Genomic DNA, 22454 nt, shown 5'->3' on the forward strand with positions numbered 1-22454 from the left:
CCCGAGGTTGGGAGTTGGCCGTCCGATCGCGGGGCGCCGCCGGGCGCGTGACATGGTCCAGGAACACCATGAAGGGCGCCGCCGGCGAAGACGTCCAGACGGGACGGCCAGAGATCGCCTGCTCGATGGCGCCCGGCGAATTTCCACCCTGACATGCAAGCGTCACAGAAAGGCCTCCTGCGCCCTCTAGGTCCCCGAGGGCTTGAACGGTGGGAGCAGGATCCGTGATCGAAGCCGACGTCACGGCGATCGCCCTTTCGGCCGCCCATCTGCGCGACGGCCTGGACCATCACCGCTGCGGCGAGCTCGACGCGGCCGAACGGCTCTATCACGCGGTCCTGGCGGTCGATCCCGACCAGGCCGAGGCCCTTCACTATCTGGGCGTGCTGGCCCAGCAGCGCGGCGACCTCGCCGGGGCGGTGGCCCTGATCGAGCGGGCCCTGGCCCAGCGCCCCAACGCCACGGCCTGGTCGAACCTGGCCAACGCCCTGTGGCTGCAAGGCGACCCTGCGCGGGCCGAGCAGGCCTGTCGCGAGGCCCTGGCGCTGGAGCGCGGCTGCGCGCCGGCCTGGCAGAACCTCGGCAACGCCCTGAAGGCGCAGGGCCGCCTCGACGAGGCCGCGGCCGCCTACCAGCGCAGCCTCGACCTGCGCCCCGACCATGCCGACGTGCTGTCCAACCTCGGAACGGTGCTGACCGCCCTGGGGCGGGCCGGCGAGGCGCGGGCGACCCTGGAGACGGCGCTGCGCCTGCGGCCGGACTCCGCCGCCGCCCATTTCAACCTCGGCAACCTGCTGCTGGGCCTGGGCGAGGGCGCCGGGGCGGCGGCCTGCTACCAGCGCCTGCTGGCCCTGTCGCCCGAGCACGTGGACGGCCATCGCGCCCTGGTCGTCGCCCTGCGCCAGGCCGGCCAGATGGAGGCGGCGCTGGGCGCCTATGCGGCGGCGATCGCTCGCTGGCCCGACGATCCGGCCTTTCACGGGGCTCGCGCCGAACTGCTGCTCGACCTGGACCGGATCGCCGAGGCCCGCGACGGGTTGGACGCCGCCCTGGCCCGCCTCCCCGGCGCGCCGGACCTGCACCGGATTTTGGCCCGGGCCCTGCGGTTGTCGGACGACGGTCCCGGCGCCGTGGCGGCCGTCCAGCGGGCCATCGCCCTGGGCGCCGGCGGCGGCGATGTCCAGGTCGACCTCGGCGCGGCCCTGCGCACGGCCGGCGACGCGGCCGGGGCCATCGCCACCTACGCCCGCGCCGTCCAGCTCTCGCCGCACCTGGCCGTGGCCTACGCCAATCTCGGCGGCCTGCTGCACGAGGAGGGCCGGTCCGACGAGGCGGCGCGGCCGCTGCTGGACGGGCTGAAGATCGCCCCCGACCTGCCCGAGCTGCACATCAATCTCGGCGGCGTGCGTCTGGCCCAGAACCGCTTCAACGACGCCCACGCCGCCTTCGAGACGGCCCTGGCGCTGCGGCCGGACTCGGCGGAGTCGCATTTCGGCATCGCCGTGGCCCGCCTGCACCAGGGCGAGGTCGAGGCCTCGGTCGCCGGCTTCGAGGCCGCCCTGGCGTTGAAGGAGCTGCCGGAGGCCCGCTGGATGCTGGGCCTGTCGCTGCTGAAGCTGGGCGACTACGACCGCGGCTGGCGCGAGCACGACAGCCGGCTCGACATCCGCGGCAAGAAGAAGATCGCCCGCGCCTTTCCCCAGCCCCGCTGGCGGGGCGAGCCGCTGGCCGGCAAGACCCTGCTGCTGCATTCCGAACAGGGGCTGGGCGACACCCTGCAGTGCCTGCGGTTCGCGCCCATCGTCGCCGCCCTGGCCGGCCGGGTGGTGCTGCAGGTGCAGGAGGCGATCCTGCCGCTGCTCGGCGGCCTGGACGGCGCGTTCGAGGCCATCGGACCCCAGGATGCGCCGCCGCCCTTCGACTATCACTGCCCGCTGTTCAGCGTCCCGGGCGCGCTGGGCGTCGCGCTGGCGACGATCCCGGCGGCGGACGGTTATCTGAGGCCGGATCCTGCACTGGTCGCCCAGTGGCGGGCGCGTCTCGCGAGCGACGGGTTCAAGATCGGCCTGGTCTGGCAGGGCAATCCGCGCGCCGACGTCGAGCGCGGCCGCTCGATCCCGCTGCGCCTGTTCGCCCCGCTTTCGGCCCTGCCGGGGATCGAACTGATCAGCCTGCAGAAGGAGCACGGCCTGGACCAGCTGGAGATGCTGCCGCGTGGGATGGCCGTGCGCGACCTGGGCTTCGACTATGAGAGCGGATCCTTCGCCGACACCGCCGCAATCATCGCCAATCTCGACCTGGTGATCACCTGCGACACCTCGGTGGGCCACCTGGCCGGCGCCCTGGGCCGCCCGGCCTGGATCGCGGTCAATGCGGTCTCCGACTGGCGCTGGCTGATCGATCGCGAGGACAGCCCCTGGTATTCCAGCGTCCGGCTGTTCCGCCAGCCGAGCCGCGGCGATTGGGAAGCGGTCGCGGCGCGGATGGCCCAGGTCCTGGCGGAGCGGCTGGGGGTCTGACGACGGAGGCGGAAGCCGCCGACGACGACCTTCGCCTCAGTCGATCTCGAACAGGCCGGCCGCGCCCATGCCGCCGCCGATGCACATGGTGACGACCACCCGCCGCGCCCCGCGCCGGCGGCCCTCGATCAGGGCGTGGCCGGTCAGGCGCGAGCCGCTCATGCCGTAGGGATGGCCGATCGAGATGGCGCCGCCGTCGACGTTCAGCCGGTCCATCGGCAGGCCCAGCCGGTCGCGGCAATAGATCACCTGCACCGCGAAGGCCTCGTTCAGCTCCCACAGGTCGATGTCGGCCACGGTCAGGCCGTGGCGGGCCAGCAGCTTGGGAATGGCGTAGACCGGCCCGATGCCCATCTCGTCCGGCTCGCAGCCGGCGACGGCGAAGCCGACGAACCGGCCCAGCGGCGCCAGGCCCCTTTGCCTGGCCTGGTCGGCCGACATCACCACGCAGACGCTGGCCCCGTCCGACAGCTGGCTGGCGTTGCCGGCGGTGACGAAGGCGTCGTCACCCTGCACCGGACGCAGCTTGGCCAAGCCCTCGATCGTGGTGTCGGGACGATTGCCCTCGTCGCGCGACAGGGTGACCTCCTCCTCGCCGATCACCGTCCCGGCCTTGTCGGTCAGCAGCTTGGCGGCGGTGATCGGCACGATCTCGGCGTCGAACCGCCCGGCCGCCTGGCCGGCCGCCGTGCGCTTCTGGCTCTCCAGCGCATAGTCGTCCTGGGCCTGACGGCTGATGCCATAGCGCTGCGCGACATTGTCGGCGGTCTGGATCATCGACCAGTAGAGCTCGGGCTTGTGGGCCGCGATCCAGTCGTCGCTCTTGCGCACGCCATTGAGGTTCGGCTGGGTCAGGGAGACCGACTCCAGCCCGCCAGCCACGTAGATGTCGCCCTCCCCGGCCATGATCCGCTGGGCGGCCAGGGCGATGGTCTGCAGGCCCGACGAGCACTTGCGGTCGAGGGTGAAGCCGGGAACCGTCACCGGCAGGCCGGCGCGGATCGCCGACTGACGGGCGATGTTGCTGCCGCTCGCCCCCTCGGGGGTCGCGCAGCCGATCAGCACGTCCTCGATCTCGGCGGGGTCGAGCCCGGCCCGGGCCACGGCGGCGGCGACCGCGTGGCCGCCCAGGGTCGCGCCATGGACATTGTTGAGCGCGCCGCGGAAGGCGCGGCCGATCGGGGTGCGGGCGGTCGAAACGATGACGGGCTGTTGCAAGGTCTTGTCCTTCAGGCCGCGTCGGAGCGGCGGGTCAGCATCGGCCAGAGGCCGTCGGCGCCCTCGGCGGCGACCAGCGCCCCGAGCCGCTCGGCCCAGACGCGGTCGTTGCCAAATTCGGAGCGCCAGGCGGTCAGCCGAAGGGTCAGGCGGTGCAGGGGATGTTCGCGGGTGAAGCCGATGGCGCCATGCGCCTGGTGGGCGATTGCCGCGCCGGCTCCGGCGGCGACGTTGGCCCGCAGCTTGGCGGCGGCGATCTCAAGCCCGGCCCCGTCGGCGGCGTGATCGGCGGCGCGGGCCGCGGCCTGGCCGGCGCAGTTCACGGCCGCCGCCTCCAGGGCGAAGACGGCCAGGCTCTGCTGCACGGCCTGGAACTTGGCGATCGGCTTGCCGAACTGCACCCGGTCGTTGGCGTGCTGGATCGACAGGGCCAGGGCGGCGTCCAGCGCCCCGGCGATCTGGGCGGTGCGCGCCAGGGCCCCGAGGGCGAAGAGATCGAGGGTCGACACCGCCTGCTCGACCGGCGCGCCGTCGAAGACCAGTACGTCGCGGCCCTCGCCGGCCGGGTTGCGGCCGGGGCGGATCGCGGCGGCGTCGGCGATGCGCAGGCGCAGCAACTGGCCGTCCAGGCGAACTACCGCCGCGACCGCCTCGGCGCCGGCGGCGACCCCGCGCAGGACGCCGGCGAAGCGTCCGCCCGTCGCGGAGCCCTCGATCGACGTCGCCAGGGTGGTGAAGCCGTCGATCGCCGGCAGGCCGGCGGCGGCCGTCGCCTTGGCGGCCAGAATGGCCTCGGCCAGGGGCAGGTTCAGGGCGTGGACCCCGGCCAGCCGCAGGACGGCGAAGGCGTCCTGCCAGTCGCCGCCGAAGCCGCCGTCGTCCTCAGCCACCAGCAGGGCCGGGAAACCGGCTTCCTCGATTTGCGGCCACAGGTCGGCGAAGGTCGCATCCGACGTCTGGCCGAGGTCGGCGAACAGCCGGTCGGCGGTCTCGCTGAGCAGGGAAAGGCTTTCGCTCATCTCAGGCCGAGCCCCCGGGCGATGATGCCGCGCAGCACTTCGCGGGTGCCGCCGCGCAGCGAGAACGACGGCGAGACCTGCAGCAGGAAGGCCAGGACGCGGGCGAAGTCGGTGTCGCCCGACAGGTCGAACCGGCCGTCGACGGCCGCCTGGACGACGCGCGGCAGCTCCTGCTCGAAACTGTTGCCCAGGTCCTTGACCATGGCCGCCTCCAGCGCCGGATCCTCGCCGGCCGCCAGCTTGGCGGCGGTCGACATCGACATCTGGCGCAGGGTCCAGGCCTCGGCGGTCAGGCGGCCGATCAGGCCGGCGATGATCGGGTCGGGCGTCGGCCCCGAGACCCGGATCAGCTCGACCAGCAAGGCGAAGCTGGACAGGTAGCGTTCGGGACCCGAGCGCTCCAGCGACAGCTCGGCGGTGACCTGCCGCCAGCCGGCGCCGGCCTCCCCCACCCGCATCGAGTCGGGGACCAGCACGTCGTCGAAGAACACCTCGTTGAAGTCATGCCCGCCGACCAGGTCGATGGTCGGGCGGACGGTCACGCCGGGGCTGGAGAGGTCGATCAGGAACTGGGTCAGGCCCTCCTGGCGCTGGGAGTCCTCGCCAGTGCGCACCAGGGCGATCATCAGTTGGGCGTTGTGGGCGTTGGTGGTCCACAGCTTCTGGCCGTTGATCCGCCAGCCTTCCGGCGTGCGGCGGCCCTGGGTGCGGACCGAGGCCAGGTCCGAGCCCGAGCCCGGCTCGCTCATGCCGATGCAGGCGTAGAGCTCGCCGCGGGCCACGGCCGGCAGGAACCGCAGGCGCTGCTCCTCGGTGCCGTAGCGCAGCAGCAGCGGACCGCTCTGGCGGTCGGCGATCCAGTGCATGCCGACTGGGGCGCCCGCCGCCAGCAGCTCCTCCAGCACGACATAGCGCTCCAGCGGATGGCGCTCGCCGCCGCCATAGGCCTTGGGCCAGGTCATGCCGATGTAGCCGGCGGCGCCGAGCGCCCGGCTGAAGCCGGCGTCGGCCACCGCCCAGCAGTTGGCGCGGCGGGCGGCGTCGCCGGGCGGCCGGTGCTCGGCGATGAAGGCGCGCACCTGCTCGCGCAGGGCGGCGACCCCGGGGGGCGGCGAAAACGGAAGGATGCTGAAGGTTCGCACGCCCTGACAAATCTTCCCCAAAACCGGGCGGGGCAAGGCTGGCGGACGCCCTATCATAACTACGATATGTCCGGCCGGGCGGCCGTCGGGATCCTAGTAGCCGCCGTCGGTGCGCAACTCGATCAGGTACTGGTAGCGCTCGGGATGGTGGCGCAGGAAGGCCGCCTCGATCGGCCGGCCGGCGGCGGTGTAGTAGACCCGGCGGATGCTGAGGATCGGCGTCGACGGCGCAATGCCGAGGTGGCGGCCGGCGGTCTCGTCGGCCAGGTCGGCGACGATCAGCTGCTCGGCGCGGGTGATCCGGGTCTTCAGCTTCTGCTCGATGACCCGGGCGACCGGGACGCCTGGCTTGATGTCGGCCGGGGTCAGCAGGCGGCCGATCGGCTCGGGCACGAAGACCTCGAGATAGATCACCGGTCCGGCGCTGAGCGAGCTGACCAGCTCCAGCCGCACGGCCCGGTCGCTCGGCGACAGCTCCAGCGCCGCAGCCACCTCCGGCGACGGGTCGACCTCGCCGAGCGACAGCAGCCGCAGGTCCAGCGAGCCGGCCGTGGCCAGGAACTGGTCCAGCGACCCCGACAGCCGCACCGAGCGCACCCCCTCGCGGCGCTCGGCCACGAAGGAGCCGACGCCGCGCCGCTTGACGATCAGGCCCTGGCCGATCAGGGCATCCAGCGCCCGGCGCACGGTGATCCGGCTGACCCCGTACTGGGCGCAGATCTGCTCCTCGGTCGGCAGGGCCTGGCCGGGCGCGAACTCGCCGCCGCTGATGCGGCCGTAAAGGTCCCGCTCCAGCTGGTGGTAGAGCGGGACGGGACCGGCCTCCAGACCGATGGAACGCATGTCTCCTTGCCTTCCCTGGCTAGCGGATCTGGCGAAAGGCTGTTCTAGCGGCGCCCGTCCCGGTGGCAAGCCGGCGGACCGAGATATCGGGGACATGAAATCCTCAGGAAAATCCGGGTTCAAGCCTCTCGCGTCGGCGTCGCGTCCGGATGGCGGCGCGCCCATTGAACGCTCGCCCGGGCGGGGCGTTCGGCTTTCATGCCCAGCGATGTCGATATCGCCGTGATCGGGGCGGGCGCGGCGGGCCTCGCCGCCGCCCGGGCGCTGCAGGCCGCGCCGGTGTCGGTGCTGGTGCTGGAGGCCCGCGGGCGGATCGGCGGCCGGGCCCGCACCGTGACGATCGAGGACCAGGCGCTGGACCTCGGCTGCGGCTGGCTGCATTCGGCCGACGCCAACCTCTTCAGCGACCAGGCCCAGGCGCTGGGCTTTGCGATCGACAAGACCCCTCCGCACTGGACCCGCCCGGCCGCCAACGCCGACTTCACCGCCCCGGCCCAGGCGGCGTTCGCCCAGGCGCTCGACGCCCTGGAGGCGCGGATCGAGGCCGCCGCCGCGGCCGGCCTCGACCAGCCTGTATCGGCCCTGATGACCCCGGGCGAGCCGTGGAACCCGCTGCTGGACGCCTTCAGCTCGTTCTATAACGGCGCCGAATTCGACCAGATCTCGACCCGCGACTATGCCGCCTATCAGGACAGCGGGGTCAACTGGCGGCTGCCGCGCGGCTATGGCGCCCTGGTCGCCGCCTTCGGGGCGGCGGCGCCGGTGGCGCTCGACCGGCCGGTGACGCGGATCGATCACAGCGGACCTCGGCTGCGCCTGGAAACGCCGCAAGGGGCCCTGAGCGCGGCCGCGGCGATCGTCACCGTCCCGACCCCGCACCTGGCCGACGGCGACTTGGGTTTCCGCCCCGACCTGCCGGACCTGCGCGAGGCCGCGGCCGCCCTGCCCCTGGGCCTGGCCGACAAGCTGTTCCTGCGCACCGACGCGCCGCAGGCCTTCGCCGTCGAGAGCCACCTGTTCGGCGACCCCATGCGGACCGCCACCGGCAGCTATCACCTGCGTCCGTTCGGACGGCCGCTGATCGAGGTCTATTTCGGCGGCCGCCATGCCCGGGCCCTCGAGCAGGAAGGATTGGGCGCGAGCGCGGCCTTCGCGATCGAGGAACTGGCCAATTTGCTGGGATCGCCGATACGCGCCCAGCTGGCGCCGGTCGCCGGCTCGGCCTGGGGCGCCGATCCGTGGGCGCGAGGAGCCTATTCCCATGCCCGGCCGGGGGGCGCCTGGGCGCGGGCGGTGCTGGCCCGGCCGATCGAGAACCGCATCTTCCTGGCCGGCGAGGCGGTCTCCCCCAACGCCTTCTCGACCGCCCACGGCGCGGCCGCGACGGGCGTCCGCGCGGCCCATCTGGCGCTGGAGGCGCTTGGCCTGGCAAGGGGCGGCGGACATGGCTGATCGCGACCCTGACGCGGCCCGCATCGGCGGACCGGCCCCGGGCGGGGTCGGCCTGCTGATCATCGACATGATCAATCCGATGGATTTCAGCGGCGCCGAGGCCATGCTGCCGCGGATCGACGCCCTGGTCGCCACGGTGCTGGACCTGCGGCGGCAGGCCGACGCCCTGGGCGTCCCGGTGGTCTATGTCAACGACAACTACGGCCAGTGGCATTCGGAACGCTCGAAGATCATCGAGACCTGCGCCGCCCCGGACCGGCCGGGCCGCGAGATGATCCGGCGGATCGCGCCGCGGCCGGACGACTATTTCGTCATCAAGCCGCAGGTGTCGGGCTTCTATGCCACCAACCTGCCGGTCCTGCTGCCGAAGCTGGGCGTCCGCCGGCTGGTGCTGACCGGGATCGCCGCCGACATCTGCGTGCTGTTCACCGCCGCCGACGCCCATATGCGCGACTACGACCTGTGGATCCCGCCGGACGCCGTGGCCGGCGAGGACGAGCGGCGGGCCCAGTGGGCCCTGGCCATCATGCGCCAGAGCCTGGCCGCCGAAACCCGCCCGACGCGCGAGCTCGACCTGAAGCGATGGATGCGCCGCGACGAACCGGAACCGGGCCAGGAACGTTGAAGCGGGATGGAAATGATCCGCGCCCTGATCGGTCCGGACACCGGCGACGCCAGCGTCCTGCAGCTGTGCGTCCGCGCCGTGGTGCTGTTCGCGTTCGGCGTCGCCTGCATCCGCATCGCCGGCCGGCGGACCTTTTCGCAGATCTCGCCGCTCGACATCGTCGTGGCCCTGATCATCGGCTCCAACATCAGCCGGGCCATGACCGGCAAGGCGCCGTTCTTTCCCGGCCTGGCCGCCACCCTGGTCGTGGTCGTGCTGCATCGGCTGTTGGCCATGGCGACGCTGCGCTGGAACGTCCTGGCGCGCTGGATCAAGAGCGCCCCGGTGGTCCTGGTCCGCGACGGGGTGGTCGACCGGCAGGCGCTGGCGCGCCATGGCCTCGGCGCAGGCGACCTGGCCGAGGGCCTGCGGATGCAGCGGATCGAACGGGCCGAGGACGCCCGCCTGGCCACGCTCGAAGCCGGCGGCAAGATCAGCGTGGTGCCCAAGACGGGCGGGTGAGCGCAAGGTCATGGAGCTCGGACGCATTTCGACGGCCTCACGCGGCTGGCCGCTGAGGGAATGGAAAGGGTCGCGGAGCGCCGGACGACGTCCGGAGTTCTTTGATAAATACCGTTTCGACGAAGCCGATCGCTCCGCGCGCTCGTTTTCCGTCCGCGTCCGGTAGGCGGCCCTGTTAAGGCCTAGCCGGACTCCGGAACCCCGCCGTTTCCGACGGGCCCCGGCGACGAGGGCGCGGATCTTCGACACACGCGCTTTATCCTCGTCGACGCCGACGGCGGGCGGGGCCTGCAACGCCAGGCTCCCCGGACACGCTGGAGTAACCCCCTCCAGCCCAGTCCCGCTCGATCGCCCCCCGCCGCCGCATCGGTCGCTGGCCATGCGTCCTTTCCCTGCGACGAGGTGGGATCAGGATAGCGGCGGTTTCGACGCCGAGGGCTTGTGACGCTGAAAATTCTGCAAGGCTTTGGAAGGATTGAGGTTCGCGGCCTCACCCGCGGGGATCGACGCGTCCCGATCCCCCAGAATGCCTTCCCTCCCCCTCTTTCTACCTTTCCCCCCTTGCGGGAGGGAAAGGTAGAAAGAAGCGCTCGTCCCGCCCTACCGCGTGCCGAAGGTGCGGTCGCCGGCGTCGCCGAGGCCGGGGACGATGTAGCCGTGGTCGTTCAGGGCGGCGTCGACCGCCGCCGTCCAGATCGGCACGTCGGGATGGGCGGCGCGCAGGGTCTGCACGCCCTGGCGTGAGGCCACCAGGCAGACGAAGCGCAGATCGGTGACCCCCGACCGCTTCAGCAGGGCGATGGCGGCGACGGCCGTGTGGCCGGTGGCCAGCATCGGGTCGACGACGATGACCAGCCGCTCGGCGATGTCCTCGGGGGTCTTGTAATAGTACTCGACCGCCTCCAGCGTGGCCGGGTCGCGGAACAGGCCGATATGGGCGACCCGGGCCGACGGCACCAGGTCGAGCATGCCCTCGGCCATGCCCAGGCCGGCGCGCAGGATCGGGGCGAAGACCAGCTTCTTGCCGGCGATGACCTCGGCCGTGGTCGCCGCCACCGGAGTCTCGATCTCGACGGTCAGGGTCGGCAAGGCGCGGGTGACCTCGTAGCACAGCAGGGTCGCGGTCTCGCGCATCAGGGCCCGGAAGGTCTTGGTCGAGGTCGCCTTGTCGCGCATCTTGGTCAGCTTGTGCCGCACCAGCGGGTGGTCGACGATCGTGACGCCTTGCATGGCCTGAGCTTTCCGTCTCTGGACGGGCCGATGGCGGCCCGCGTGCGCCGTCCAAGTGCCGCCTCGCGGCCGCCCCGCCAAGCGGAAATCGTCTAATTCAGCGATCCGGCCCGAACGCGGCCAGGAACACCGCCACAGCCGCGAACACCTCGCGGTCGATCGCCTCGGGCGTCGGCGCGTCCATGGCGTTGCACAGCCGGGCCTTCATCATTCGGTTCTGGCACAGGGCGATGAACTGGTGGGCGGCATGGATGGGATCGGTCAGCTTCAGCTGGCCCTTGTCGGCCGCCCGCTGCAGCATCGCGCCCAGCAGCGCCGCGCCGCTACGGGGGCCGGCCTCGTAGAAGGCCTGGCCGATCTGGGGATTGCGCTCGGCCTCGGCGACGATCACCCGGAAGTTGCGCAGGCTGAAATCGCTGAGCACGATCGACAGATAGGTGCGGCCGACCTGGACCAGGGCGTCGCGAATGTCGTCGATCTCGCCCTGCAGCCCGAACATGGCGTCGCGCTGCCAGGCGCAGTGGCGGACCACATAGCCGGCGAACAGATCTTCCTTACTTTTGAAGTAGTTGTAGAGCGTGCCCTTGGAGCCCCCGACCCGCGCGGCGATGGTCGACATCGAGGCGTTGGCGTAGCCCTCCTCCAGGAACACGTCGCGGGCGACGTCAAGGATGGCCTCGCGGCGGGCGTCTCGGTCGAGCCGGGGCTTGAGGTCCTGCGTCATTCTTTTTCCATCTCAGGCGGCGCCCCCCTTGATCCCGTCAAGCTGCGAGTTATATCCAGCGCCACCATATGACCGTACGGTACGGTCAATTCAAGGCGGCCTCGACCATGACCCCAAACGCCCTGGATAAACGCCCCGCCGAATTCCCAAGGTCCAGGCCAGCCGGCGGCCTCGCCGCCGCCCTGGCGACGGCGCTGCTGGCCAGCGCCTGCGCGACCTTGCCGGACGCTACCCCGGCCCGGGTCGCCAAGACTCCCGACGCCTACGCCGCCACCCAGGCCCTGGCCGCGCCCGAAGCCGCCTGGCCATCTGATACCTGGTGGAAGGCCTATGGCGACGCCCAGCTCGACGGCCTGGTCGACGAGGCCCTCAGCGGCTCGCCGACCCTGGCCCAGGCCCAGGCCCGCCTGCGCCGCGCCCAGGCCCTGGCCAGCCAGGCCAAGGCCGCCCAGCTGCCCAGCGTCTCGGCCAATGGCGGCGTCGAGCGTTCCAAGCAGAGCTATAACAACGGCATCCCCGCCGACTTCGTGCCCCAGGGCTACAACAGTTACGGCCGGCTGAGCCTGGACTTCAGCTGGGAGCTTGACTTCTGGGGCAAGAACCGCGCCGCCGTCGCCGCCGCCACCTCCGAGGCCCGGGCCGCCCAGGCCGACGCCGCCCAGGCCCGGCTGATGCTGGCCACCTCGATCGCCGCCGCCTATGCCGACCTGGCCCGGCTCTATGCCGAGCACGACGTGGCCGAACGGTCCGTGGCCCTGCGTCAGGAAACCTTGAACCTGGTCAGCAACCGGGTGACCAACGGCCTGGACACCCGCGGCGAGCTGCGCCAGGCCGAGGCCGGCCCGCCGGCCGCCCGGGCCGAGCTGGCCGCCCTCGACGAGCAGATCGCCCAGACCCGCAACGCCCTGGCCGCCCTGCTCGGGGCCGGCCCCGACCGCGGCCTGGCCATCGCCCGCCCGGCCATCGCCAGCCTCAAGCCGTTCGGCCTGCCGGCCAACCTGGCCGCCGACCTGATCGGCCGCCGCCCGGACGTGGTCGCCGCCAAGTGGCGGGCCGAGGCCAGCAGCAAGCGGATCGGCCAGGCCAAGGCCGCCTTCTATCCCAACGTCAACCTCGCCGCCGCCGTCGGGGTGCAGTCGCTGCACCTGGACAAGCTGTTCGACAGCGGCTCGGACGTCGGCAGCGTCGGTCCGGCCGTCAGCCTGCCGATCTTCGAGGGCGGCCGCCTGCGGGCCAACCTGCGGGCCGCCGAGGCCGACCGCGACGGCGCCGTGGCCGCCTATGACGAGGCCGTGACCCAGGCCCTGCGCGACGTCGCCGACGTCGCCGCCAGCGAGCGGGCCCTGGCCACGCGGCTCAGCGAGTCCCGGGCCGCCCTGGCCGCCAACGAGGACGGCTACCGCATCGCCAAGCTGCGCTATCAGGGCGGGCTGTCGACCTACCAGAACGTGCTGCTGGCCGAGCAGGCCGTGCTGACCCAGCGCCGCATCGTCGCCGACCTCGACAGCCGCGCCCTGACCCTCGACGTCGCCCTGGTGCGCGCCCTGGGCGGCAGCTTCAGCCCCGGCTGACCACCCGCCCGCCCCTCTTCCTCGTCCCTCCTCCCCCATCTTCGCGCCTCCAGGACCTGCCCCCATGGCCGACACTCCCGCCTCCCCTTCGCGCGCAAACGGGCGCCGCCGCCAGCTGCTGACCGGCCTCGCCGCCGTGGTCGTGGTCGGCCTGGTGATCTGGGCGCTCTACGCCGTCCTGATCGGCTCGCACCATGTCGAGACCGACAACGCCTATGTCGGGGCCGACACCGCCCAGGTCACGCCGCTGATCAGCGGACCGGTGGCCAAGGTGCTGGTCTCCGAGACCCAGATCGTCGCCGCCGGCCAGCCGCTGGTGGTGATCGACGACGCCGACGCCAGGATCGCCGTGCTGGCGGCCGAGGCGGCCCTGGGCCAGGCCCAGCGCAAGGTCAGCGGCTATTTCGCCACCGACACCGCCCTGGCCGGCCAGGTCGCCGCTCGCGAGGCCGACATCGCCCGCGCCAAGGCCGCGGTGACCGGCGCGGAGGCCAGTCTCGAACAGGCCCGGATCGAGCTGTCCCGCCGCAAGGCCCTGTCGGACTCCGGCGCGGTGTCGGGCGAGGAGCTGACCACCGCCCAGAGCCGCTTCACCAACGCCCAGTCGGCCCTGGTCGAGGCCCGCGCCGCCCTGACCCAGGCCCTGGCCAGCCGCAACGCCGCCGAGGGCAACCGCGGCGTCAACACCGCCCTGATCTCCGGCCTGCCGGCCGGCCGCAACCCCGAGGTGGTCGCCGCCGAGGCCCGGCTGGAAAGCGCCAAGCTGGCCCTCAGCCGCACCGTGCTCCGCGCCCCGATCGCCGGAGTGGTGTCCAAGAAGAACGTCCAGGTCGGCCAGCAGGTGCAGGCCGGGACGCCGCTGATGGCCATCGTCCCGACCACCAGCGCCTATGTCGACGCCAACTTCAAGGAGGTGCAGTTGGACAAGGTGGCCATCGGCCAGCCGGTGACCCTGACCTCCGACCTCTATGGCGGCCACGTCAAGTTCCACGGCAAGGTCAAGGGCCTGTCGGGCGGCACCGGCTCGGCCTTCTCGCTGATCCCGGCCCAGAACGCCTCGGGCAACTGGATCAAGGTCGTGCAGCGCCTGCCGGTGCGGATCGCCCTGGACCCGGCCGAGCTGAAGGACCACCCGCTGCGGGTCGGCCTGTCGATGAAGGCCGACATCGACATCTCGAAGTAGCCCGCCGCCGCCCCGCCTCTCCCATCCCGACCAGGAAGCGCCGCATGGCCGACCAGGACTCCTCCCCCGCGGGCGCCGCGCCCTCAGGCGCCCCCCCAGGCGCTCAGAGCGGCCCGGCGCCGATGACCGGCGTCCTGCTGGCCGTCACCTCGATCGCCCTGGCCCTGGGCACCTTCATGCAGGTGCTCGACAGCACCATCGCCAACGTCTCGATCCCGACCATCGCCGGCAATCTGGGGGTCAGCGCCAACCAGGGCACCTGGGTGATCACCTCGTTCGCGGTGGCCAACGGCGTGTCGGTGCCGCTGACCGGCTGGCTGATGGGCCGCTACGGCGTGGTCAAGACCTTCATCGTCTCGGTGCTGCTGTTCACCCTGGCCTCGTTCCTGTGCGGGATCTCCTGGAACCTGCCGTCGCTGATCGGCTTCCGGGTGCTGCAGGGTCTGGTCTCGGGCCCGATGATCCCGGGCTCCCAGGCCCTGCTGATCATGATCTTCCCGCCCAACAAGCGCGGCACCGCCCTGGCCATCTGGTCGATGACCACGCTGGTGGCCCCGATCTGCGGCCCGATCCTGGGCGGCTACATCTCCGACAACCTGGCCTGGCCGTGGATCTTCCTGATCAACGTGCCGGTCGGGCTGATCTGCGCCTTCCTGTGCTGGCGCGGCATGGCCTCGCGCGAGACCCCGACCCGCAAGGCGCCGATCGACACCACCGGCTTCATGCTGCTGCTGGTCTGGGTCGGGGCGCTGCAGGTGATGCTCGACACCGGCAAGGACGTCGACTGGTTCAACTCCACGCCCATCGTCGTCGAGGCGGTGGTGGCGGTGGTCGGCTTCGCGGCCTGGGTGATCTGGGAGCTGAACGACAAGCACCCGATCGTCGACCTGTCGCTGTTCAAGTCGCGCAACTTCGCCCTGGGCACCCTGGCCCTGTGCCTGGGCTATGCGGTGTTCTTCGGCTCGAACCTGTTGCAGCCGCTGTGGCTGCAGACCCGGATGGGCTACATCGCCACCTGGGCCGGGCTGGTGGCCGCGCCCAGCGGCGTGGTCGCCGTGGTCCTGACCCCGTTCGCAGCCCGGCTGATGCAGAAGGTCGACGCCCGCTGGACCGCCAGCCTGTCGATGGTCGCCTTCGCCCTGTCGTTCTACATGCGCTCAGGCTTCACCCCGGACGTCGACTTCAAGGCCCTGGTCTGGCCGATGCTGGTGCAGGGGGTGGCGATGAGCACCTTCTTCATCTCGATGGTCACCATCTCGCTGAACGGCGTGCCGCCCCAGCAGCTGCCCTCGGCCTCGGGCCTGTCGAACTTCTCGCGGATCACCGCCGGCAGCTTCGCCGCCTCCCTGACCACTACGGTCTGGGACCGCAGCGAGTCGCTGCACCAGACCCGGCTGGCCGAGAGCATGGGCGCCACCGACCCGGCCTGGCTGCAGGCCGTGGAGCGCCTGCAGGCGGTGGGCCTCAGCCACGCCCAGGCGGTCGGGGCGGTGACCAGCCAGGTCGTCAACCAGGCCTACCTGCTGGCCACGGTCGACTTCTTCCGCGCCTCGGCCTGGCTGACCCTGCTGCTGATCCCCTGCATCTGGCTGACCAACAAGGCGATGAGCGGCGGCGGGGCTCCGCCGGCGGCGGATTAGGGGGGCGGAGACCGCGCCGTGCTTTGAAAAGACGATTGGTGCGGGCGGTCGGGGTCGAACCGACACTCCTTTCGGAACCGGATTTTGAGACCTGGACGCTCCGTTTAAAATCAATGACTTCCGAGATTTGTGCGCTCTCAGTGCGCTGCGCCGTTTGATTCCGGTTTCGGCCGTATACGTGCCCTGAGCGTGGCCCAGACGTTAGGAGCGTCCTTCTCGCAGTTCGTGAATCCTCGGATCATCCTGCCCCATTCGCCATGGGGAGTCGGCCGCCAGACATATTTGCTTGCCCCTACCCGATCGCCGCTTCGCTGCGCCGTGCGAGGTCCGCGTCCTCATCCTTGTCCTTCCACAGGTGGCCGTAGAGGTCCATCGTCATGGCCAACGTCGAGTGCCCCAGCAGCTCCTGCACCTTCTTGGGCATGAGGTTCTGCGAGATCCACAGGCTGGCGGCGACGTGGCGCAGAGCGTGCGGACCGAAGGCCTGGACCGGACGGTTCTTGCCCTTGCTGTCAGGCAGCATCTCGACCAGACCAGCGCGACGAAGCATCGGGAGCCAGCAGTCGCGGATGAAGTCGAGATAGCCCCATAGCGGCCCGCCGTCGGGGTCAGGGAACAGGCGGCCTGGCCGCTGGTCTCGCTCCCCCTGGGCGTTGACATGGAAGAAGCCGCGCGCCGGGCCGCGCTTAATGCGCCAGCCGCGCACCGCCAGGGCGGCGGTGGGGCCAATCGGGATGTCGCGCCGGGCCTTCTTGCTCTTGAGCTTGCCCAACACCTTATAGTGGCGATCAAGGCGCTCGCGCACTCTGATCTCGCCCCCCTGATTGCCCAGGGCGACACTCGTGTCCGGTAGACCCAGAAGCTCGGAGATCCGCAAGCCACCGAACATGAGGATGCGGACGGCCGCCTCGTCCCGTTCTGGGTGATCGCCTTGGGCGGCGGCCTGCAGCAACCGCGCCAGCACGGCTTTTTCCGGAATCGTGACGCGATCCTCGTCCTCGTCCGGCCGCTGGGATGTCTCGACCTTGCACGGACGCGCGATGTTGACCACCAGCCAGCCCTTGCGGATGGCGAAGTCGCACCACACCACCAGCACGCGACGCAGACGCTTGACCAGGTCGAGCGATCCCGTCGCCTCGAACCGCTGGTCGAGGAAGGCCTGAGTCAGGGGCGTCGTGAGTTCCGAGAACTTCAGAGCCGCGAACGCCTTGTCAGCCTTCAGGTGCTCATCGCGGGCGGTGCCGTAACCGTCCCGGGTGACGGCCTCCTTGGCGCCGGCCTTCACCAGCGTGTCGAACCACCGATAGTGGGCGTCGGCGGCGTCGACCATGGTCTTGTCGGCCGCGCCGACCAGCGGATTGCCTTCGACCGATTTCAGCCAAGCTGAGGCGCCTGATTTGAGCGCGTGGACCTTGGAAATCCGCTTACCCAAGGCGTTCATGGTGACGGCGCGCCACTTGACAGCGCGGGTGCCGTCCCTGCGCGGCGAACCGCTGAATTTCTGAATGTGACCCATGGTAGATTAGAGCGCCTGCCAGCGCGCCGGCGTCAAGCCGGCCGCTGGCCCGGCAATGTCTCCTCTGCCGCGAGCCAGGCCGTCAATTCCGATTTGAACGCGTAAATTCCGATCCCGCCTCGCTTACGGATCGGGCAGCCAGTGCATCGCGCGCGAAGGTGCCGGACCTTGCGCTCTCCCTCTGCCCCTTCGTAGCCAAGGAAGTCGGCGATAGCGCGCGCGCCTTCGATCTTGTCTGAGGTCAGAGTGTCCATCTGGGTCCGATATTCTGACGTGAAAGACCACGTTAGGGGCTGCTTCATGTGTCGATACGCCTAGCGGTCTCCACTTCAGACGCGGCGCCAGCCGCTCCCTCGGCTGAGAACTCCAAGGGTCGGGGCTCCTTGGGCTTCAGCGGTCGCGCCCATACTAGCTGAGCGCTCAGTTCGTCCGCGTCGAGGAAGAGAGACGCCCAGATCGGCGCCGCGAAAAGCGGATCATCAAAGCTCACTCGATAGTAGGTTTTCGAAACCTCACCCCTAGAGTGATGCTCCCAGGCGTCCCCCACATGCGCCTTTCCAGCAAAGACCCTTAGCGCTGGCGCATTGGGATGACTGCGATTGTCGTTGGGCTCAAGGCGCACCTTGGCGCTGAGGTACAGGGTTCGAATTTCCCCCTCCCAGCCTCCGGCTTTGCTGGGCTTGAATTCGCCGATCATTGCCATCGTCAGGCTCCACTTTTGTCACCGGACTTGCGTCCGTTCGTGAATTCCCGATCGCTGGCCAGGTAGGCCTTCAGCATTTCGGGAATGAGGTCCGTGACGCTGGCCGCCTCGCCGTAGGCGGATTTGTAGGCTTCAGCGTAGGCGACCAGCGCGCCATTGAGGTCGGGCATGACGCTGATGGTCAGCCGAACCGGGTTCCTGTCGGGAAGTCTTTGGAGCTTCATGACCTTGCCTCTTTCAAGCGCGCCAGGGGCGCAGGATTAGGTCCCTGTGGACGATGACGCGCAGCGGCCAGCCTGGCCTGACCCGGAGGGTGGGCTGGACGTCGAGTTGTTTGGACACGACCTGCTGGGCTGCCTGGGAGGCGCTCTGCTGGGTCGACTGGCGGACGGCGCGCACCAGATCGCTCTCGTCATCGCCGAAGCTGATTTCCGTCCCCACGCCAAGCAAGGTCGACAGGCCCACGCCCTTGAGCATCTGCCAGGTGTGAAAATCGACCTTGTCGGCCAAGCCCGCATAGCCGGCCGCGTCAGTGGCCGGCAGGTTGTCCAGCGGGATCGAGGATCCATCCGGGAGGATCAGACGCTGCCAAACCAGCAGAGCCCGGGTCTGGCCGAACGCCACGACGCTGTCATAGACGCCGATCAACCGCGCCCCCTGCGGGATCAGCAGATACGCGCCCGTAGCGGTGTCGTAGACCGGCTCGGTGACTTGGGCGATGACTTGGCCCGCAAGGTCGGAGTCGAGGCCGGTGATCAGGCTGGCGGCGATGATGCTTCCGGCCATGAGCTGATACGGCGAGCGAGGTCCTTCGAGCTGGTGGGCATTGTAGACCTCCGCTGGACCGGCCTTCTCAACGAAGGCTTGCTTGCCCTGCTGCTCTGCGCCGGAAGATGAGGGCGCGGCGACCGGCGTGGCGACAACGCCGACCGGGGCGTTCGCCGTCTCCCCTGCTCTCCGCGCGGTTGCTTGCACCATGACGCCGGCCTCCCGCGCCTGATGGGCCATAGCGGCCAGCCGCTGTCGTTCCGCCTCGGCGGCCTGATCGACCTGGGTGGAAGCCGAACTTACCGGCGGCGGGGCTTCGACGCGACGTTGCTGGTCGACCACCGCCCGCCCCAAATCTCCCGGCAAGGGCGGGCCGAGCTTGGGCGCCGTGTAGTCCTTCGGCAGCGCGGCGACGGCATCGCGCGACGGGGCCCGATCTTCCACGGCGGGATTCTCGGCAGGTCCAGTGAGGCGAACGGCCTTGGCGCTCAGCGCCATCCAGCCGAAGCCTGCGAGGGCCAAGGCGCCCACCGCGGCGGTTCCAATCACCACCCCCCTGCGGAACTTCACAACCGATCGGGGCTTGGCCCGCAGGGCTAAGGTCTCCGGTGAAGCCTTTTGGCTCACGGGTGGGACTGCATCGTCATCGCCCGGCGCGCTCATGACCTGTCTCCCGCGATCGGCGTATCAGTACGGCTGATGCGAACGACCTGCTGGGGCGCCTGACCAAGCCGCAGCTCGGCGGCGGCGAACAGACGATCAACGACGTAGCGATTACCGCGAACCCGATAGTTGACGAGCTGGCTCTCCCCCAAGGGGCCGACCACGAACAGCGGCGGCGCTTCGCCCTGGTCGAGACGGGCGGGGAATTCGATATAGACCTTCTGGCCATCGTCGAAGACCCGAACCGGCCGCCAGGGCGGCGTATCGCCTGTGATGGCGTAACGGAAACGAAGCTGCTCGACGGCGACATTGTCGGCGACCGGCGCGGCGGCTTCGGCGGCGGCGTTCTGCCGCTTGAGCGCCAAAAGCCGATCCTGCGGATAGGTCCAGGACACAGCGGCCATCGCGGTGGCGTCGGTGCTGCTGAGGGCAAGGTGATAGGTTCGGCGGTCGGTGGTGATCACCATGTTTGTGGTCAGGCCCGAGGCGAAGGGCTTCACGAGCAAATGGACCTGGCGGGTTTCCCCTGCCCCGCTGGTGGTGTCGCCGATGATCCATCTGACGGTGTCGCCCGCCGAGACCGCGACGAGTTGCTCGCCAGGCTGCAGGGCCACATCGCTGACCCGCTCGGGCGCGGTATAAAGTCGGTAGAGCGCTCCGTCGGTCCAGGGATAGACCTGCACCGCGTTGATGTAACCGGCCGCGGTCGGTTCCTGGGTCGCGGCGCGATTGGCTGCATCGATCCGGCCGCGCGGCGACATCGCCTCGGGTCGCACCGTCGGAGACGGCAGCAGCTGGCCCGGCAAGGGCAGCGGCTTGGGGACCTCGACGATCTCCACGGCCTTGGGCGGCTCGGGCGCGACCTTGGCCGGAACGAAGGCCGCCGCGTCGTAGCCGATGGCTGGCGGCAGCATCTTGGATTGGGCGCAGGCGGTCAAGGCGCAAGCGCACACGGTCGATAACAAGGTCTTGGCGATCATGGCTGTGGCTTTCCAGGGATGGACGTGAGCGGCGACGGCGCGGGCGTTGTCGGCACCAGGCTCGGCAAGGCGGATGGGGACGGCGCAGCGGCGGACGCGCTGTCGGCCTCCTGGACCCAATCGACGCCATCGACATAGAGGCCGAGCGGATTGCGCTCGAGCTGCGCCCGGGTCTTGGGCTTCTGGCGCTTCAGGGTAAGGATGGCAGTCCAGCGCTCGGTCTTGGACAGGTCGCCGCGCTCGAACGTCTGCTCGGTCCAACGAACCTGGAAGGAGTCCTTGGACGCCCGCACCACGCTGGTCGGCTGCACCAGGACGGTCTTCTGGCCGAAGTCCTTCAGCGGTTGGGCGCTTCGGCCGTAGCTGTCGAGAAACACCTGGCCGGTCTTGGAGGCGTAGTCGTAAGCCTGGTTCCAGCGATCGCGCACCACCACGCCGTCCGACGAAAGCGACCGGACATTGATGATGAACTGTTTCAGGTCGCGGGCGATTTCCGCGTCCGCTGGCTGATAGTCCTGTTCGGCCGGCCCGACGGCTTTCACCTCGCCCAAGCGATCGACCTCGACGACATAGGGCGTGATTTTGCTTTGGGTCGCCTGCAGCACGTTGCCGCCCGCTAGCCCGCAACCGAGAGCGAACATGCCAAAGAAGGCCAAACGCCAGTTATGGGCTTGGACACGGGCCGAGCCGATGCGCTCATCCCACAGCTGGCCAGCCGCCTGGTACGGCGTCTGCGGCGGCGGCGTTAGCCCATAGCGTTGCGGCGTGCGCGAAAAGCGCATGGCTCAATCCTCCTGGCTGAGATCAGGGTTGGCGGGGGCGCCTGGACGGTCGCCCTCCTTGAGGGTTTGGACAGCGGCGTGGTGGCCCATGCCGGCTTGGTTGGGCCGGAGGTTCTTGGCCCACGCCGGCGGCGCCGAGGTGTCGGAGGCTCGCGCATTTGGAGTCCCCCCATCGCCGCCGCCGGAAACCGGGCTCGTGCCGCCGGTCGCCTTCCAAGCGGCGGCGCGACCGCTCTGTGCGTCACTCTTCAAGGTCTCGCCAGCGCGGCCGGCCATGTCGCGCACGCTGTTGATCGCCGCGCCGCCGACCGCGCGCCCCACGCCGCTGAGGCCCGAGGCGACACCGGCCATGCCGGTGGCGCCGGACGTCGCCTGACGAAGTTGGTAGGCGGCGCTGGCGCCGGCTCCCATGGAGGCGCCGGCGCGTACGGCCGCCAGGCCGCCTGCCCCCGCCATGCCGAGCGCACGGGCGCTGAGCATGGCCGCACCGCCCCCCAGCATGGCCGCGCCGGCTGCGGTGCCGACGGCCGCGCCGGCGCCCAACTGCGGCGCGCCGGAGACCAGACCCGCGGCGATGCCCGGAATGAAAATCGCCAGACCGGCAAGGGTCAGGGCGCTCAGCAGCAGGGTCATGGCCGCCGGCACGTCCGGATCCGAACCGAGGCTGGCCAGGAAGGTGTCGAAAAAGCTCAATCCGAGCCCGGCGATCACCGCCATGACCATGACCTTGACGCCACTGGAGATGACGTTGCCCAGCACCCGCTCGGCCAGGAAGCTGGACTTGTTCCAGAAGGCGAACGGAACCAGCGTGAAGCCGCACAGGCAGGTGAGCTTGAACTCCAGCACCGTGACCAGCATCTGGATCGAGGCGATAAAGAAGGCCAGGACGACCAGGACCCAAGCCAGCAACAGGATGACAATCGGCAGGACGTTGGCGAAGAATTCGGGAAAGCCCGTCATCTGACCGGCCTTGTCGAGCAGGGGGTGCGCCGCCGTGAAACCGACGGCCGCCAGTTTCCCAGGGCGCATGAGGTCGTCGGTCGAGATGCCCCCGCCCGTCGCAGTCACGCCCAGGTCCGCGAACGAGGTGAAGACGACCCCGGTCAGGGATTTGAAGTTGTTGAGGATGAAGGCGAAGGCCCCAACATAGAGGACTTTCTTGATCAGCCGCCCCAGGACGTTGTCGTCGCCCTCCAGCGTCCACCACAGCGCCGCGAGCGTGATGTCCAGCGCGATGAGGATTGACGACAGATGACGCGTCTTGGGTCCAAGAAGGCCAAAACCGCCGTCGATCAGGGCCGAATAGGCCGCCATCATGCGGTCGATGATGTTGAGGTCGGGCGCGACGTCCACGGCGGCGGCCTTTCAGTTGGGA

The 22454-nt window shown here is 70.2% G+C and carries 21 protein-coding genes; 7 read left to right on the forward strand and 14 right to left on the reverse strand.

The features are described from left to right. Positions 1-224: 224 nt before the first annotated feature. A complete protein-coding gene (locus ACIPQB_RS19885) occupies positions 225-2519 on the forward strand; it encodes a tetratricopeptide repeat protein (protein WP_446486999.1) in 2295 nt (764 codons plus the stop codon). A gap of 36 nt (positions 2520-2555) precedes the next feature. Here ACIPQB_RS19885 and ACIPQB_RS19890 read toward each other — a convergent pair whose 3' ends face one another. The 4 genes from ACIPQB_RS19890 to ACIPQB_RS19905 form a co-directional block, all read right to left on the reverse strand. Continuing rightward, positions 2556-3737, reverse strand: coding sequence for an acetyl-CoA C-acyltransferase (locus ACIPQB_RS19890; protein WP_446487000.1), 1182 nt, complete (start codon positions 3735-3737; stop codon positions 2556-2558). An 11-nt stretch (positions 3738-3748) separates the two neighbouring features. Beyond that, positions 3749-4756 (reverse strand): acyl-CoA dehydrogenase family protein, encoded by a 1008-nt coding sequence (locus tag ACIPQB_RS19895; protein ID WP_446487001.1) that lies wholly within the window; start codon positions 4754-4756, stop codon positions 3749-3751. Then, positions 4753-5898: an acyl-CoA dehydrogenase family protein gene (locus tag ACIPQB_RS19900; protein ID WP_446487002.1), complete on the reverse strand. Its 1146-nt coding sequence runs from the start codon at positions 5896-5898 to the stop codon at positions 4753-4755. The genes ACIPQB_RS19895 and ACIPQB_RS19900 overlap by 4 nt, the downstream gene beginning before the upstream one ends. A 93-nt stretch (positions 5899-5991) precedes the next feature. Continuing rightward, entirely contained in the window at positions 5992-6741 is a 750-nt protein-coding gene (locus tag ACIPQB_RS19905) for a GntR family transcriptional regulator (RefSeq protein WP_446487003.1), read from the reverse strand. Between the two features lie 198 nt (positions 6742-6939). On the opposite strand from ACIPQB_RS19905, the gene ACIPQB_RS19910 reads away from it, so the two are divergent. The 3 genes from ACIPQB_RS19910 to ACIPQB_RS19920 are packed head-to-tail and all read left to right on the forward strand — an operon-like array spanning position 6940 to position 9319. Then, positions 6940-8193 carry a flavin monoamine oxidase family protein gene (locus ACIPQB_RS19910; protein ID WP_446487004.1) on the forward strand — a complete coding sequence of 418 codons (1254 nt, stop codon included), beginning with the start codon at positions 6940-6942 and terminating at the stop codon, positions 8191-8193. Further along, positions 8186-8818 (forward strand): isochorismatase family cysteine hydrolase, encoded by a 633-nt coding sequence (locus ACIPQB_RS19915; protein ID WP_446487005.1) that lies wholly within the window; start codon positions 8186-8188, stop codon positions 8816-8818. The genes ACIPQB_RS19910 and ACIPQB_RS19915 overlap by 8 nt, the downstream gene beginning before the upstream one ends. 6 nt (positions 8819-8824) lie before the next feature. Further along, positions 8825-9319, forward strand: coding sequence for a DUF421 domain-containing protein (locus ACIPQB_RS19920; protein WP_446487006.1), 495 nt, complete (start codon positions 8825-8827; stop codon positions 9317-9319). A 600-nt stretch (positions 9320-9919) separates the two neighbouring features. On the opposite strand, the gene upp is transcribed toward ACIPQB_RS19920, so the two are convergent. Then, positions 9920-10549, reverse strand: coding sequence for a uracil phosphoribosyltransferase (gene upp / locus ACIPQB_RS19925; RefSeq protein WP_446487007.1), 630 nt, complete (start codon positions 10547-10549; stop codon positions 9920-9922). Between the two features lie 97 nt (positions 10550-10646). Further along, positions 10647-11273 carry a TetR/AcrR family transcriptional regulator gene (locus ACIPQB_RS19930; RefSeq protein WP_446487008.1) on the reverse strand — a complete coding sequence of 209 codons (627 nt, stop codon included), beginning with the start codon at positions 11271-11273 and terminating at the stop codon, positions 10647-10649. Positions 11274-11380: 107 nt separating this feature from the next. Between ACIPQB_RS19930 and ACIPQB_RS19935 the strand changes: the two genes are divergently transcribed. The 3 genes from ACIPQB_RS19935 (at position 11381) to ACIPQB_RS19945 (ending at position 15667) form a co-directional block, all read left to right on the forward strand. Beyond that, positions 11381-12844, forward strand: coding sequence for an efflux transporter outer membrane subunit (locus ACIPQB_RS19935; protein WP_446487009.1), 1464 nt, complete (start codon positions 11381-11383; stop codon positions 12842-12844). Between the two features lie 64 nt (positions 12845-12908). Continuing rightward, entirely contained in the window at positions 12909-14027 is a 1119-nt protein-coding gene (locus ACIPQB_RS19940) for an HlyD family secretion protein (protein WP_446487010.1), read from the forward strand. Between the two features lie 122 nt (positions 14028-14149). Further along, positions 14150-15667 (forward strand): DHA2 family efflux MFS transporter permease subunit, encoded by a 1518-nt coding sequence (locus ACIPQB_RS19945; RefSeq protein ID WP_446487011.1) that lies wholly within the window; start codon positions 14150-14152, stop codon positions 15665-15667. Positions 15668-15959: 292 nt separating this feature from the next. Here ACIPQB_RS19945 and ACIPQB_RS19950 read toward each other — a convergent pair whose 3' ends face one another. Genes ACIPQB_RS19950 through trbL form a run of 8 tightly spaced genes read right to left on the reverse strand, consistent with a single transcriptional unit; the run spans position 15960 to position 22432 of the window. After that, positions 15960-17183, reverse strand: coding sequence for a tyrosine-type recombinase/integrase (locus ACIPQB_RS19950; protein ID WP_446487012.1), 1224 nt, complete (start codon positions 17181-17183; stop codon positions 15960-15962). A gap of 32 nt (positions 17184-17215) precedes the next feature. Further along, positions 17216-17437, reverse strand: coding sequence for a hypothetical protein (locus ACIPQB_RS19955; protein ID WP_446487013.1), 222 nt, complete (start codon positions 17435-17437; stop codon positions 17216-17218). A gap of 44 nt (positions 17438-17481) precedes the next feature. Further along, a complete protein-coding gene (locus ACIPQB_RS19960; RefSeq protein WP_446487014.1) occupies positions 17482-17886 on the reverse strand; it encodes a DUF736 domain-containing protein in 405 nt (134 codons plus the stop codon). A gap of 2 nt (positions 17887-17888) precedes the next feature. Then, positions 17889-18110 carry a DUF2274 domain-containing protein gene (locus tag ACIPQB_RS19965; RefSeq protein ID WP_446487015.1) on the reverse strand — a complete coding sequence of 74 codons (222 nt, stop codon included), beginning with the start codon at positions 18108-18110 and terminating at the stop codon, positions 17889-17891. 13 nt (positions 18111-18123) lie between these two features. Next, positions 18124-19317, reverse strand: coding sequence for a TrbI/VirB10 family protein (locus tag ACIPQB_RS19970; protein ID WP_446487016.1), 1194 nt, complete (start codon positions 19315-19317; stop codon positions 18124-18126). Continuing rightward, entirely contained in the window at positions 19314-20297 is a 984-nt protein-coding gene (trbG, locus tag ACIPQB_RS19975; RefSeq protein WP_446487017.1) for a P-type conjugative transfer protein TrbG, read from the reverse strand. The genes ACIPQB_RS19970 and trbG overlap by 4 nt, the downstream gene beginning before the upstream one ends. Beyond that, a complete protein-coding gene (gene trbF / locus ACIPQB_RS19980; RefSeq protein ID WP_446487018.1) occupies positions 20294-21079 on the reverse strand; it encodes a conjugal transfer protein TrbF in 786 nt (261 codons plus the stop codon). Before trbF ends, trbG begins: the two co-directional genes overlap by 4 nt. A gap of 3 nt (positions 21080-21082) precedes the next feature. Beyond that, positions 21083-22432, reverse strand: coding sequence for a P-type conjugative transfer protein TrbL (trbL, locus tag ACIPQB_RS19985; protein ID WP_446487019.1), 1350 nt, complete (start codon positions 22430-22432; stop codon positions 21083-21085). Positions 22433-22454 lie beyond the last annotated feature (22 nt).

The sequence above is a fragment of the Caulobacter sp. LARHSG274 genome, assembly GCF_052871235.1.